We start from the raw sequence: 15156 nt of genomic DNA, 5'->3' as shown, positions 1-15156 counted from the left end.
ACTCAGGGTGTGTTTCTATTTTAAGCAGCAGCTTTTTAGCTGCCCTTAAAATTTCGTCTAAGAGTACAAGCCATAAAGGTGGGGATGAAAATGGAGTATATAAAAAATAAAAGAGAGAAGCAAAGGTTGAAGAACATAAGGAAAAGAAAAATAAGAAAATTTTTGACTGCTTTTTTCTTCATTATTGTTTTTTTCTTGTGGGGAGTATACTTTTTATTACAGTCGGACTTATTAAATTTAAAAAAAGTTGAAATTAGGGGAAATAACATTTTGACGGTAGAAGAGATCACTAGTGCTGGTCAATTATCTATAAATAGAAATATCTTTCAATATAAATTAGCGGATATAGAAAAAAATATTCAGTCCCATCCTTTAATCAAGGAAGTAACACTGCAAAGAAAACTACCAAGTAGTATTGTAATAGAGTTAAAAGAACGTGATAAGTATGCTATAATACCATATATGGGGTCTTATATTTATATAGATCAAGATAAGGTAGTGTTACAAGTTTCAGAAAGTTATTTAGCAGAAGACTTGATATTAATTACGGGTGTTGAGTTTCAAAGTTTTAACTTAGGAGATCAAGTAGATATCAGTAAAGAACATCTATTGGATGTAGCTATGGAACTCGTAGAAGCTTCTAAAGTAGTAGGTATAGGAGAAATCATTTCTGAAATTAATATAGAACCAGAGGACTATATAAAGTTGGTTACCTTCGATGGGATAGAGGTTTTGATAGGCAATAAAACAGACCTAGCGTATACTGTATTGTCCTTGAAGGAAGTATTAACCAACTTATATACACGGAACTTAAAAAATGTTATAGTTGATATGCGATATAAAGGACAAATATCTATAAGAAATAGAGAAAATTGGGAGGAAAATGAATGAATTTTAAGGGTAAACTTGCCATTGCATTACTTTGTGGTATATTGGGCCTTACCATATCTATACAATTTAATACCGTCAAAAGCGGACCTGGGGGAGGTGTTTTATCCACACAAAAAGCTCAGCAATTGGCAATGGAGTTAAGAAACTTAAGATCGGAAAAGGAAAGGCTGAATGAAGAACTTACGAACTTAGAAAAACGGCTGAAGGAATATGAAATTTCTGAAGCAGATGAAAATCTTATGATTAAAAACCTGAAAAGAGATTTGGAGCGTTATCAGTTGATGGCGGGGTATAAGGAAGGTGAGGGACCAGGAGTTGTTGTAACGGTGGATGATCCTCCTAACGATTATTTCTTAGGCGGAGAAGGAAGTTTTGTTATGTATAATTACGATGTGCTGTTAGAGGTAATTAATCAATTAAATGCCGCGGGGGCAGAAGCCATTGTTGTCAATGACCAAAGATATATTGCTACTACAGAAATATATTATACATCAAATACAGTAATGATTAATTCTGTACCTACGAGACCGCCCTTTGTTATCAAAGCTATAGGAAATCCAGAAACATTGGAGGCAGCATTAAATATGAGGTATGGGGTTGTTTGGGGTATGAGACAGGTGTATAACTTGCAAGTCAGTGTAAGGAAAGAAAATTCTATTCAGGTACCAAGATATAACAAGGTAATGCAGTTCGATTACGCGAGACCTGTTGAATCACCTCAGTAGGAATGGAGAGGAAAGTTATGAAATCCTTATATACAAAAATAATTATTGCATTTATGTTTTTTATATTAGGCTTTACTATTGTTTTGCAGTTTAGAAACGATTTAGAGGATTATGGTTTTGTCAGCTTGAAAACATTAAGTGATTTACAGGGAGCTATTGATACTGAAAAGGAAGAAATAAACAATAAGAGACAGTTGATTGTTGCTAAGGAAGAAAAGCTAAATGAGTATCAGAGAGCTTTAGAAGAGGATGGAAGTATTAAGGAAGTATTAATTAACGAAATCAATGCAATGAGATTGACTAGCGGATTCTTAGACGTAGAAGGTCCGGGAATTGTTATAAGACTAAGTGATAGTGAACGAGAATTATACGAAGGAGAAGATCCTAATAATCTTGTTGTCCATGACGGAGATGTGCTAACTATATTAAATGACCTAAAGATTGCGGGAGCAGAGGTTATTTCTATTAATGGTCAAAGGCTGCTAAGTACATCAGAAATAAAGTGTACGGGACCTACCATTACGATTAATAATTATACTTATGGACAACCCTTTACCATAAGAGCGATAGGTGATCCTCAAACACTAGATGCTGCTATAAAGGCCCCTGGTTCTTATGCTTGGGATCTAAGAGAGGTGTATGGTTTGATTGTAGAATCCTATACAAGTGACCGAGTGAGAATAGCAAGACATCAAGGTGATATCTCTTTAAAATATATTTCAATGATGGAAGGTGATTAAAATGTTATTTGCAATTATTGGTTTAGCACTGGGGATCTTTTTAGGACTATACTTACCCATTACTTACCCTGCCACTTATTCTCTCTATATTTCTGTTGCGATTTTAGCAGCAATGGACTCTGTTTTTGGGGCACTTAGAGCTAGTGTAGAGAATAAGTTTAACACAGAAATTTTTGTATCAGGTTTTTTTGGTAATGCAATATTAGCAGGATTTTTAGCTTATATAGGAGATCGTTTAGGTGTTCCTTTATACTATGCAGCGATATTTGCATTTGGTGCAAGATTATTCCAAAACTTTGCCATTCTAAGAAGACATTTATTGGGAAAAATACGCTTTTAATAGAAGGTTTATTAAATTTTTCCAAAATTTTTATGTTATAAATTGAAATTGAAAAAAGGAAAAATTAAATTTGTGTTGAATTTATAATAATATGTATGAGTCTATTTATAACCATAAAAACTATGGATCTCTATATTCACAATATTTCAAATATAAAAATTGTAGTATAGAGGCTACATAAATTTTATCATAATCATAGTCCTATGTCCTATAGATGACCAGATAGAATTATGATAATGTAAAGAAAATCGTAGACTTTTAAAAACTTAAAATCAAAACAGGGTATTCATATAATTAAGGGGGTAATAATGTGTTAGAATTTGATGTAGATATGGATCAGTTTGCTCAGATCAAAGTAATCGGTGTGGGCGGAGGTGGAAATAACGCTGTAAACCGTATGATTGAATCGGAATTAAAAGGTGTGGAGTTTATTGCCGTTAACACAGATAAACAAGCTTTATTTACTTCTAAGGCTGAGCATAAAATACAAATAGGAGAAAAATTAACAAGAGGGTTGGGTGCTGGTGCAAACCCCGAAATTGGCAGGAAGGCTGCTGAAGAAAGCAGAGAAGATATCTATAAGTTACTGCAGGGGGCTGATATGGTATTTATTACTGCTGGCATGGGAGGCGGTACTGGTACAGGAGCAGCTCCGATTGTAGCGGAAGTAGCAAAAGAACTAGGTATTTTGACTGTTGGTGTTGTAACAAAACCCTTTACATTTGAAGGTAAAAGAAGAATGTTACATGCTGAGCAAGGTGTTCAAGAATTAAAGAGTAGAGTAGATACCTTAGTAACGATTCCAAATGATCGTTTGCTTCAAGTCATAGAAAAGAAAACCACCATGCTGGATGCTTTTAGAATGGCTGATGATGTACTAAAACAAGGTGTTCAAGGGATATCTGATTTAATCGCAGTACCGGGTTTAGTGAATCTAGACTTTGCTGATGTTAAGACAATTATGGTAGAACAAGGTTTAGCCCACATGGGTATAGGACGAGCCAGTGGAGAAAATCGTGCTGCAGAGGCAGCAAAACAAGCGATTCAAAGTCCATTGTTAGAAACATCTATTCAAGGAGCCAAAGGTGTATTGCTAAATATTACTGGAGGATCTAGTTTAGGACTATTTGAAGTAAATGAGGCGGCAGAACTAGTTACTGAGGCAGCAGACCAAGATGCTAACATTATTTTTGGTGCTGTAATCAATGAAGAGTTAAAGGATGAAATTAGAATTACAGTAATAGCTACGGGTTTCGAACATGATTTGGCGAAGGTTGTAGAGTCTCAAAAAAAGGTAAATACAACAGCTGCTGTTCATAAAGAAGTGGCAGCAGCAGCTACAGAAGATCAAGTAAAACAAGTAGATGAATTAGATATACCTATCTTTTTAAGAAGAAAAAAATAAATAAGTTTTGGATTTTAAACAAGTATCATTAGCGTTAATCTAAACCATAATTTGTCATAGTTCCTCGTTATTTTAAGATCCTTCGCTACCCTCAGGATGACAGTTCTACAGAATTTTGGAAATAATTGTATTAAGTTAACGCTCATGAAACAAGTATATAAATCTTTATAGAATCTTAAATTTTAGACTTGCTAACTTGCTAATAGCAAGTCTTTTCCTATTCTTCATTTTTTGTATTGATGATAGGCTTTAGAATATTGCTGATCATGCTGAGAAAGTTGATGTTGCTGTAATCTAGCAAGGTCTTTCCAATGTATCCATCTAAACTCTTAACGATTAGATCAAACTTTTTATTATCTAAATCTTCCATAGCTCTTCTCAATACCAGTGCATTTTTATAACTTATATCTAACTGTTTATTAAGGATAGGGTATTCTCCTTTGCCACATAAATCATAGGCTGCATGAATACCTGTCATGATAGCAGGAAATTGTCCAAATCCTAAAAAAGGCATAACTGCTCCATAACAGTTCCCAACAAAAAAAGTATTTCCAATTCTAGCATTATCGCATTTTCCTATGATATATTTTGTGATTTCAAATCCATCAGTAATATTTAATGGTTGTTTTAAATCTTTTTGGACTCTTGAAAGAAAACTATCCCATAATAAGTTTCCATCTAATCTATTGTTTTCCGGATAATCAGGATAAGCAATGACGATATTAGCTTTTGTATTAGATAATGGAATGAGATAACTATAACCTTTGGGTGCAAAATTGTTATCTAACCAAGCCATTGTTGTGTACCTATCAAATTTCCCTTCAATAATAGCTCCTTTCAAAGATGCTGTAAAATGCCTTTGGTAGTTTCCCATTTTTTCACTATAGGCTCCATCTCCTGTTGCTAAAACAATATGTGTATAGTCTTTAAGCAGATCTTCGTAGGTATACTGGGAGTCGTAAGTGACTTTTGTATCTAATTGTTTTAGTAGCTGTCTACATAATGAATTTTCATTTCGACCTCTTAACGTATTAAAACCTAGGCTACCAGTAACAGTTGCCTGTTGATTTTCTGAATAAATGACTAATTTTTTTACATGTCCAACTGGTTGAAGATAGAGACCAAATTCATTGGAAAGATATGAAAGAGTATCTTTGATAGGAGCGTTTAATGCATCTAAAAATACTTCTGCATTGGGAAACCTATCATCTACTTCTTTTCTATTTTCAAAAATATGTGGCTTTATTCCGTGTTTTTCTAAAGTTATGGCACATGACAATCCAGCTAATCCAGCGCCCATAATAGCTATTCTCATATTTTTTCTCCTATATTTCTTTCATTAGTGTTAACTCAAACCACAACTTGTCATCTTGAGCAGAGCAAAGTGTAGCGAAGGGTCTTAGTATTAGCAAAATAACAGCTCGAGAGAAATTTGCAAATAATTGTGTTAGGTTAACGCCTATGATATATTTGTTTAAATTTATTTCAATGTATTTGGTAAATAAGACATAGTAACTATGGAAGGATCAAGACCCATCCCTACGTCTTTTAATAAAGCACATTACACAGTACTAATAGTATGGTTACTTTATTAGTAATTCATGCTTAAAATTTTTTGTTATCTACAACATTCCTTAAAATGAGAAAAACAAACTAGTCTTTCGACTTCAGAAAATGACAAAAAAGCTATGCCTAATTCTATATAATATACATAAAACGTCTTTCAAATGAATATTTGTATAATAATAGATATGTCCCTTAGGGGGGAGTGTAGATGGTAGTTTATGCTGAGTATGTTTTTCTAGAAAACTTTATTATGAATTTTGTTATCTTATCGTTAACTGCTAAATTTGGAAAAAAAGCCACAGGAAAGGGGAAATTATTAGCAGCTTCCTCGATTAGTGCGTTATATGCTTTTATTATTTTCTTTCCGTCACTGCATTTTTTGTTTTCTATTGTTATGAAGATAGCTTGTTCTATGATTATTATTATTTTAGCTTTTACCCCTTATAGATTTAAAGACTTCTTTAGGCTTTTAGGGATATTTTACTTAATAACTTTGGTCTTTGGAGGAGCAGGATTTGCTATATTTTACTTTACAAATTTTAATGGTATCATAAGTAACGGTATCTTCTATATCACGGATATTTCGGTAAAAAATATTTTTATCGCCGGAGGCGTAGGTTATATACTCATTAATTTTTGTTGGGGCTATTTACAAAAGCAGTTGTCTAAGGAAAAGATTCTGATGAAAATAAAAATAGAGATAGATGGTACCACTGCTGAAGTGACAGGGATGGTGGATACTGGAAATTCTCTGGTAGATCCAATTAGTAAATATCCAGTCATCATCGTAGAGTATGAGGCTATTATTCACCTGCTGCCTCAAGAGGTACAAAGATTATTTGGCCGTTCGGGAAAACCAAACTTTGCTCAAGTGGCTTTACTATTAGACGGTAGCAGTTGGTTAACACGTTTTAGAATGATTCCCTATAATGCATTAGGAACAGAAAATGGTATGTTGATTGGCTTTAAGCCTGATTTTGTCTCTATAGAAAAAGAAGAAGATAGTAAGAGCATTAAGGAAATTATTATTGCTATTTATGACAGAAAGCTATCAAAGGCAGGAGAATATAAAGCCCTTTTACATCCAGATTTAGTATAAAGAATATACGTTTTTTAACGAAACTTAGGAGGTAGAGAAATGAGACAATCACTATTAAAAATGAAGTTATTATACCGCTATTATTATATTAGGCTGTTGAAATACTTTAAGCTGCATCAAGAGGAAAGCATCTACTATATTGGGGGTAGTGAAACTTTGCCGCCCCCCTTATCTAATGATGAAGAAAGTTTTCTCATAGAGAAACTGAAGGATGATCAAAGTACAGTTAGAACGATTTTAATTGAAAGAAACCTGCGTTTGGTAGTATATATTGCAAGAAAGTTTGAAAATACAGGTATAGGTGTGGAGGATTTAATATCTATAGGGACCATTGGGCTAATTAAAGCAGTAAATACTTTTAACCCAGAAAAAAACATCAAGTTAGCTACCTATGCTTCACGATGCATAGAGAATGAAATTTTGATGTATTTAAGGAGAAATAGCAAGATAAAAATGGAGGTTTCCTTTGATGAACCATTGAATATCGATTGGGATGGCAACGAATTATTATTGTCGGATATTTTAGGAACTGATAACGATATTATTTATCGTTTCTTAGAAGAAGAAGTAGACAAGGAGCTTTTAAAGGTAGCACTAGATAAACTTTCAAAAAGAGAAAAAAAGATTATGGAATTAAGGTTTGGTCTAAATAGTGGAAAAGAAAGAACCCAGAAGGAAGTAGCGGATATTTTGGGGATATCTCAATCCTATATATCAAGATTAGAAAAAAGAATTGTATCAAGGCTTAAAAAAGAAATAAATAGAATGATTTAAGCGACATTTGTCACAGTGACATGTGGCGCTTTTTTCTTTTTGCTATAGAACTACTGCATAAAAATAATCATTCAGTCAATAATCTAAATATTAAAGGGGTAATTCAAAGTGAAAGGACTGAGATCTTACAATGCATATCAATAAAGTAGAAATTTGCGGAGTAAATACATCGGAATTACCAGTGTTAAAAAATGATGAAATGTATAAGCTATTTGGTCGCATTAAAAAGGGAGATCATACTGCCAGAGAGCAGTTTATACGGGGAAATTTAAGATTAGTGCTGAGTGTCATTCAAAGATTTAATAATAGGGGAGAACATGTTGATGATTTATTTCAAGTGGGTTGTATTGGATTAATTAAGGCGATTGATAATTTTGATTTAAGTCATAACGTAAAGTTTTCTACTTATGCTGTTCCTATGATTATTGGTGAGATCAGAAGATATTTAAGAGACAATAACTCTATTAGGGTAAGTAGGTCTTTGAGAGATACTGCCTATAAAGCATTACAAGTAAGAGACCAATTGATTAATAAAAATTCTAAAGAACCAGTAATATCAGAAATTGCTGAACAATTAAATTTACCCCGAGCAGAGGTGGTTTTTGCCCTCGATGCGATTCAAGATCCTGTATCTTTATTTGAACCGATTTATCATGATAGTGGGGATGCTATATTCGTCATGGATCAAGTAAGTGATGAAAAAAGTGAGGATGAAACATGGATTGATGGTATCGCTATAAGAGAAGCTATGAGAAAACTGAATGATCGGGAAAAGCTGATTTTAACCCTGAGATTTTTTGAAGGAAGGACACAAATGGAGGTGGCAGAAGAAATAGGTATTTCCCAGGCACAAGTTTCTAGATTGGAAAAAACAGCAGTAAAGCATATGAAGAAATATATATAAAAGTGATCTGCTTTGGGGCACTCCAAACATTAGATACAACCCTAATGTTTGGAGTGCATTTTTATTTTTTAGGCATAAAGTCAAGAGCAAGTCCATAAACATGTTGTATAGTACTGCTACATTTTATGGAGGTGAAAAGATGATTCGAGCATCGGATTTAACAGAAAAAGAAGTGATTAATATAACTGACGGTAGAAGGTTAGGATTGATCTCTGATATTGATGTAAACTTGGAAAAGGGTAAGATCAATGCCATTATTGTCCCAAACAGCGAAAAATTCCTAGGTTTATTTGGGAAAGAGTTGGAGAGTGAAGTGACGTGGGCGGAAATTAAGAAAATAGGCATTGATGTGATTTTAGTAGAAGTGAAAAGTAATATTGAACCTCATCTAAATTATTATGATGAAGAAGATGATTTTTACTCAAAAGAAGTAAAAAATAAAAAATAGCTGGGATTTCATTAGACATACTGGAACCTGTATATTATAATGAACTTAAAAAGTAATCACTTAGGAGGTGAACATAAGATGAACTGTCCTTTTTGTGGTGATGGTGAATCAAAGGTTGTGGATTCAAGACCTACGGATGAAGGTCAATCAATCCGCCGAAGAAGAGAATGTATTGCTTGTAGCAGAAGATTTACAACCTATGAAAAAATAGAAGAGTTGCCTTTAATTGTAATTAAAAAAACTGGAAATAGAGAATCTTTTAATCGTAATAAAATTTTAAAGGGCATGATTAAGGCCTGTGAAAAAAGACCTGTAGCACTATGTGATATAGAAAATATCGTTAATGAAATAGAAAAACAACTCTATAATTCTATGGAGAAAGAAATCAAAACAGAATTTATTGGAGAACTGGTAATGGAGCATATAAAGAAGCTAGATGAAGTGGCGTATGTTCGATTTGCTTCTGTCTATAGAGAGTTTAAAGATATTAATACTTTTATGGGAGAATTAAGAAAACTATTGAAAGAAAAAACCAATTAAGCCATTGATGTTGTTACAAAGTCCCAGCACATATATATATATATGTTTTATAGGCTGGGTTTTTTTATGTCTTTAGACATTGATAATATAAAATATGAATGGAAATAATGAAGGTATGAAATCGTAAATTCATTAAAGGAGTGAGGAAATTGGCTTTTAAAATTATAGAGAAAAAAGGGGTAAAGGTTGTTGTTTCGGAGGGACTACAGCAGCTAGGTATAGTAAAGCATGGATTCAGCACAAGGATAGGTGGAGTAAGTAAAGATCATAATAGTACACTGAACTTAAGCTTTAAAACCAATGATGATAAAAATCATGTAATGGCCAACCTACAAGGTTTCTGTGAAGCCATAGATGTAAAACTTGAAAACCTGGTGTTGTCAGATCAAGTACATAGTGATGGTATAAAAATTGTTACCATAGAAGATAGAGGAAAGGGAGTTCTTTATGATAAAGACTTTAGTCAAGTGGATGCCCTCATTACTGATGCATCAGCAGTAGCGCTTATGACCTTTCATGCTGACTGCGTACCTTTGTTATTTGCTGATCCTGTAGAGAAGATTGTGGCCGCTGTCCATGCAGGATGGAAGGGAACAGCACTAAAAATAGGTCAAAAGACAGTGGAAAAGATGATGAAGGAGTTTGATTCTAGAGCAGAAGATATTGTTGTAGCTATAGGACCTTCTATAGGAAAGTGTTGTTATGAGGTATCAAGCGAGGTAATCCAAAGATTTAACACAAATTTTACAAATGCTTCAAACATTGCATTTCCAACTTCTGAGGGGAAGTATATGCTGGATTTATGGGAAGCTAATAGGATAGCCTTAAAGGAAATAGGCTTAGTAGATAGAAATATAAGTATAGCAGGTCTATGTACTGCTTGCAGCACAGATTTGTTTTATTCTCATCGTAAAGAAAAAGGACTTACTGGAAGAATGGCTTCTGTGATTGAACTAGCTGAATAAGGGGGCAAGTGAATGGATAAGAGAAGAATTTTGGTAGTAGACGACGAAGAACATATTTTAGAACTAATCAAATTTAATTTAGAAAAAAACGGTTTTTACGTGCTAACTAGTGATAATGGTGAGGATTGCGTAGATTTACTTCATAATAATGTGGTGGATTTGGTGATATTAGATTTAATGCTTCCTGGTATAGATGGGTTAGAAGTGTGCAAGGAAATACGAAAAATAGAGGGGCTGAATAAACTTCCCATCATCATGCTGACAGCAAAGAGCGAGGAAACTGATCGCATTTTAGGATTAGAGTTAGGGGCTGACGATTATGTTACAAAACCCTTTAGTGTAAGAGAATTAGTAGCTAGGGTAAAAGCAGTCTTAAGAAGAATCGAGGATGTAAAGAAGCAAGAAGTAAAAGTATTAAAATTAAGAGATATTATCATGGATTTAGAAAAGCATGAAGTCTCAGTGAGTGGCAGGTCAGTAGAACTGACCTTGAAGGAGTTTGAGTTATTGAAAATGTTGTTAGAAAATAGGGACAAGGTCATGTCAAGAAATGTACTTTTAGATGAAGTATGGGGCTATGATTATTTTGGAGAAACAAGAACTGTAGATGTACATATTCGGCACTTGAGAAAAAAAATAGGAGATGACGAAAGCGGAAAATATATAGAAACCATTAGAGGCGTGGGATATAAGATGAAGTAGGTGGAAAAGTGCAAAAGAAAATTTTCATTGTTTTTTTTGTTATTTTATTAGTGGGGATCTTGTTAACAGGTTTTTTATCTTTAAGTCTGATTCGTTCTAGTTATATGAATCAGTTAGAGGAAAAACTAATTTCTAATGCAGTTCTTATCCAGGAGTTTATAAAAGAAGACGATAATAATTTTTTAAATACTACAGGGTTGCAAGAAAAAATGCAGGATTTAGGAGATCAAATAACTACTAGAATTACCATTATTGATGAATATGGGAATGTTTTAGTAGAGACTTTTAAAAAAGAAGGAATTATTGAAAATCATCGTGATCGACCAGAAATACAAGCTGCTTATAGAGGAGAAGTCGGTAAAGCAATTCGTTACAGTAATACTGTAGACTTAGATATGTTATATATCGCTCTGCCTCTTCACACAGATGAAGGAAATGTTGTCGTTAGACTGGCGGTAAGCCTTTTAGAAATAAAAAAAATAAATCAAACTTTATTTTATTATATAGCTATCTCTATTGGCAGCGGTTTAATCATAGCTGCTTTGATAGGTTACCGATTTATTGAGAAGATCATGGAGCCAATAAAAGAGATGACAGAGGTGTCAAAAAAAATGGCTACAGGTCGATTAGGTTTGAGGGTTTATGTTCCTTCTAAGGATGAAATAGGTGAATTGGCAGATCACTTTAATCATATGGCAGTTAGGTTAGAGGAGATGATCGCTAAACTCTCAGATAGCAATACAAAATTTAAAGCTTTATTAACTAGTATTACAAATCCCATCATAGCAGTAGATAATAAGAAAAATGTTATCTTGTTAAATACTGCTGCTGAAAAATTATTTAATATTGAAGGAAAAGATGCTATAGGCAAACATATTTTGGAAGTAATCAGGAATAATCGATTGGATGAAGAAATAAAAAAAGTTTTACAAGACAATATAGAAACACAGATTGAAATTAACGTAAAGGATCCTCAAGAAAAAAATTTAAAAGTATACACCAATCTTATAAGATTAGAAAACGACCCTAACAAAACTATTGGATTAGTTACTGTTATTGAGGATATTACTGAGATAAGAAAGTTAGAAAAAATACGCTCACACTTTGTAACGAATGTGTCTCACGAGTTAAAAACACCGTTGACTTCTATTAGTGGATTTGTTGAAACACTGAAATCAAATACTATAGAAGACGAGGAGACAAAACAACGCTTTTTAGACATCATAGATATAGAAACAGAAAGATTAAAACGTCTGATCGAAGATATATTAACATTATCTGAAATAGAAAATTCTCAGCATAGGGCTTTGCAAGAAGAAGTTTTTCCAACAAACATGATGAGACAGGTAGAAGAAATGATGAGACCTATTGCAAGCAACAAAGGTATAGAGTTATCGTCAGAAATAGATATGAATCTTCCAATGATTTATGGCAACAAAGATTGGTTTAAACAGATGTTGATCAATCTAATAGATAATGCTATCAAATATACACCTAGCGGAGGAAAAGTTCTTTTGACTGGCTATAAAAAATATCATAATATCGTGATTACTGTAAAGGATACAGGAATAGGTATCCCTAAGAAAGATTTACCAAGGCTTTTTGAGCGATTTTATCGGGTGGATAAAGCTAGAAGTAGAAAAGTCGGAGGAACTGGGTTGGGTTTAGCTATTGTAAAGCATATCATATTATCTTTTAAAGGAAGAATTAAAGTAAATAGTGAGCAGGGAAAAGGTAGTGAGTTTACTGTGATTCTTCCTATAGAAAAATAAAAGCCAATAATATGTTAAAATCTTCTGAGATAGAGAAGTCATGGGGAAGGTAGACTGCGTAAAAATTAACTTTATTCGTGTTTTTATTATTTAAGACCCATTCGCTACGCTCAGGGTGGCAATCATCATCCAGTCTGACAGTTCTTCGGACACGTATCTTTTTTTATGTGCCTGTGGAACTGTCTCCATTGCGTAGCAGTGTAGAAGGAAAACTTAAAATTTGCTTTTAAAAAAGGAAGATATTTTACCGAAAAATATCTTCCTTTTTTTGTTAGGATAGTAAGCAATGATAAACCTTCTGTATAGTTTCATACTGTCAAGGGAATTATAAAAATAAGCAATGTAATATTATTTTCATTTTATAAGGAGGAAAAATTATGGCTATAGGAATGATTCTACTCATCGTTGTATCTATACTGATTTTTGCAGGTTTAGCAGAAAGAGTGTTAGATCGTCTGAGATTGAGTGACAAAGCAGCAATAGCAATTATCATTGCAATTGTTGTATCTACAATTTTTTTGCCGGATATAAATATCACCGAAAATGTGTCCTTTAATATAGGAGGATTTGTTATTCCCATGGCGCTAGCTATTTATCTGTTTATTAAAGCTGAGACCGGGAAAGAAAGATGGCGAGCTGTCATCGCAGCTATTGTAGCAGGAGCAGTGATTTATGCAACACAAAGGTACATACTTCCTGCAGAACCAGAGGCACAGAATATAGAGCCTAACTATGTTTATGCCATGATAGCAGGAATTATTGCCTATGTTCTTGGAAGATCTAGAAGAGCTGCTTTCATTGCTGGAGTTGTTGGGGTGGTTATTACAGATGTCATACAGATGGTGATCAATGCCATCAATAATATACCAGCACCTACTAGGTTTGGTGGAGCAGGTGGGGTAGATACTACTGTCATTGCAGGAGTTTTTGCTGTCTTATTAGCAGAGGTTATAGGAGAAATCAGAGAAAGACTACAGGGGGGAACAGCAAAAAAAGATATGCACTTTGAAAAAGGACATTTTGTCAGCACATTAGGTGAAAGTGAAAAAAAATCACAAAAGGATGATGAAGAAAAAAGAGGTGACAAAGATGAAAAGTAAATTAAGTCTATGTCTTGCTATAATCTTAGTCCTAATGCTAATTACCCTTCCAATCGCTCATGGAGATGACTGGTATGGAGAGCATGGTAAATACTATAGAGTTTACGATGCGGAAAACAATCAACTGTTGTTTGAAACAGCCAGAGAGGTTTCAAGAGGAGATCAGTACTTAAGCGGAGATAACAAAATGTATCATGTTGTACGGGTAAACACAAGGAATCATTTAGCCTATGCAGAGTTTGTTAAGGAGGTACAGTTACCAAAGGTTAATAAAGAAGCCCTTCAAAAAGTACAATTAGCCCTAAAAGAGGGAGGATTAGCTGCATTAATTTTGGCTCAAGAAGAGGGAGAAAATGGAGAAGAAGAACAAGATCGACGTGTAGGAATTTATGCAACCCATAGTGCTGAATCCTATACACCCACCGATGGTAGTGAAAGTATTGAAGGTGGGGGCGGCATATTGAAGGTGGCAGAGACACTGAAAAATAGTTTTGATAATTATGGTGTTGAAGGTGTATTTGATAATACTTCCCATGAACCACATGATGCAGGAGCCTATAAAAGATCTCGAAGAACAGCAGTACAACTGATGCGAGATCAAGGAATTGGGACTTTAATCGATGTCCATAGAGATGCTACACCGGCAGAGGCATATTTGACAGAAATAGATGGGGAGCCTGCTTCAAAAGTAAGATTAGTTATAGGAAGACGTAATCAAAATTTCAAAGCGAATGAAGAGCTAGCCATGCAGGTAAAGGCAGTAGCCGATGAAAGTCGCCCAGGTTTGATTAAAGATATTTTCTATGCAAAGGGCGACTATAATCAAGATTTAACGCCAAGAGCTATGTTAGTAGAAATGGGGACTTATCAGCATACAAGACAGAGAGCAGAAAAGGCAGCTGGCTATTTAGCCGAAGTTGTAACAACTGCATTGTTTGGAGGAATTATAGAAGAAGAGGCTGCTGATGAGGAAGGTGCTGCTCCAACACCCCAGGAAACTGGAGGCGTGGAAGAAAGCAACACAGGTTCTGGTGTAGGAATCATTGGTTTGATCGCTGTAATAGCCATAGGAGGTTTCGCCTTTCTATTTATAAGTAGTGGCGGAAATGAATGGAAATCAAAACTTTCTAATTTTAAGCAGGAGTTTGCTAACTTTTTGGGAAGAAGAAAGAGAAAATAGGTGGG

General features: G+C 34.2%; 16 protein-coding genes. 15 read left to right on the top strand and 1 reads right to left on the bottom strand.

Features of this window, described 5'->3' with window-relative positions; translation table 11 throughout:
- The first annotated feature begins 90 nt into the window (after positions 1-90).
- The 5 genes from CACET_RS10655 to ftsZ all read left to right on the top strand — a co-directional run bounded on the left by CACET_RS10655 (position 91) and on the right by ftsZ (position 4101).
- The gene (locus tag CACET_RS10655; RefSeq protein ID WP_044825066.1) at positions 91-891 is read left to right on the top strand and encodes a cell division protein FtsQ/DivIB; all 801 of its coding nucleotides are present in this window, start codon (positions 91-93) and stop codon (positions 889-891) included.
- Entirely contained in the window at positions 888-1616 is a 729-nt protein-coding gene (locus tag CACET_RS10650) for a DUF881 domain-containing protein (protein WP_044825067.1), read from the top strand. Before CACET_RS10655 ends, CACET_RS10650 begins: the two co-directional genes overlap by 4 nt.
- 17 nt (positions 1617-1633) lie before the next feature.
- Positions 1634-2356 (top strand): DUF881 domain-containing protein, encoded by a 723-nt coding sequence (locus tag CACET_RS10645; RefSeq protein WP_044825068.1) that lies wholly within the window; start codon positions 1634-1636, stop codon positions 2354-2356.
- A gap of 1 nt (position 2357) precedes the next feature.
- Positions 2358-2696, top strand: coding sequence for a small basic family protein (locus tag CACET_RS10640; protein ID WP_044825069.1), 339 nt, complete (start codon positions 2358-2360; stop codon positions 2694-2696).
- Positions 2697-3006: 310 nt separating this feature from the next.
- Positions 3007-4101, top strand: a complete 1095-nt coding sequence (gene ftsZ / locus CACET_RS10635; protein ID WP_044825070.1) for a cell division protein FtsZ — start codon at positions 3007-3009, stop codon at positions 4099-4101.
- Positions 4102-4318: 217 nt separating this feature from the next.
- Here ftsZ and CACET_RS10630 read toward each other — a convergent pair whose 3' ends face one another.
- Positions 4319-5416, bottom strand: coding sequence for an NAD(P)/FAD-dependent oxidoreductase (locus tag CACET_RS10630; RefSeq protein ID WP_044825071.1), 1098 nt, complete (start codon positions 5414-5416; stop codon positions 4319-4321).
- A gap of 459 nt (positions 5417-5875) precedes the next feature.
- Here CACET_RS10630 and spoIIGA point away from each other — a divergent pair, with 459 nt between their 5' ends.
- From spoIIGA to spoIIP, 10 genes are all read left to right on the top strand, one after another.
- Positions 5876-6766, top strand: coding sequence for a sigma-E processing peptidase SpoIIGA (gene spoIIGA, locus CACET_RS10625; protein ID WP_044825072.1), 891 nt, complete (start codon positions 5876-5878; stop codon positions 6764-6766).
- A gap of 39 nt (positions 6767-6805) precedes the next feature.
- Positions 6806-7540: an RNA polymerase sporulation sigma factor SigE gene (gene sigE / locus CACET_RS10620; protein ID WP_044825073.1), complete on the top strand. Its 735-nt coding sequence runs from the start codon at positions 6806-6808 to the stop codon at positions 7538-7540.
- Between the two features lie 130 nt (positions 7541-7670).
- Positions 7671-8444 carry an RNA polymerase sporulation sigma factor SigG gene (sigG, locus tag CACET_RS10615; protein ID WP_044825074.1) on the top strand — a complete coding sequence of 258 codons (774 nt, stop codon included), beginning with the start codon at positions 7671-7673 and terminating at the stop codon, positions 8442-8444.
- A gap of 139 nt (positions 8445-8583) precedes the next feature.
- Entirely contained in the window at positions 8584-8892 is a 309-nt protein-coding gene (locus tag CACET_RS10610) for a YlmC/YmxH family sporulation protein (RefSeq protein WP_044825075.1), read from the top strand.
- A 78-nt stretch (positions 8893-8970) separates the two neighbouring features.
- Positions 8971-9432, top strand: coding sequence for a transcriptional regulator NrdR (gene nrdR / locus CACET_RS10605; RefSeq protein ID WP_044825076.1), 462 nt, complete (start codon positions 8971-8973; stop codon positions 9430-9432).
- 149 nt (positions 9433-9581) lie between these two features.
- A complete protein-coding gene (gene pgeF, locus CACET_RS10600) occupies positions 9582-10397 on the top strand; it encodes a peptidoglycan editing factor PgeF (RefSeq protein ID WP_052661454.1) in 816 nt (271 codons plus the stop codon).
- A gap of 12 nt (positions 10398-10409) precedes the next feature.
- Positions 10410-11099 carry a response regulator gene (locus CACET_RS10595; protein ID WP_044825077.1) on the top strand — a complete coding sequence of 230 codons (690 nt, stop codon included), beginning with the start codon at positions 10410-10412 and terminating at the stop codon, positions 11097-11099.
- Between the two features lie 8 nt (positions 11100-11107).
- Positions 11108-12871 carry a two-component system histidine kinase PnpS gene (gene pnpS, locus CACET_RS10590; protein ID WP_044825078.1) on the top strand — a complete coding sequence of 588 codons (1764 nt, stop codon included), beginning with the start codon at positions 11108-11110 and terminating at the stop codon, positions 12869-12871.
- A 377-nt stretch (positions 12872-13248) separates the two neighbouring features.
- Complete coding sequence (locus CACET_RS10585; protein ID WP_044825079.1) at positions 13249-13971, top strand: YphA family membrane protein; 723 nt, start codon at positions 13249-13251, stop codon at positions 13969-13971.
- A complete protein-coding gene (gene spoIIP / locus CACET_RS10580) occupies positions 13961-15151 on the top strand; it encodes a stage II sporulation protein P (protein ID WP_052661455.1) in 1191 nt (396 codons plus the stop codon). The genes CACET_RS10585 and spoIIP overlap by 11 nt, the downstream gene beginning before the upstream one ends.
- Positions 15152-15156: the final 5 nt, after the last annotated feature.

The organism is Clostridium aceticum (assembly GCF_001042715.1).
Classification (GTDB): Bacteria; Bacillota; Clostridia; order Peptostreptococcales; family Natronincolaceae; genus Andreesenella; species Andreesenella acetica.
The sequence above is the reverse complement of the archived record's forward strand: the minus strand, read 5'-3'. Positions and strand labels throughout refer to the sequence as shown.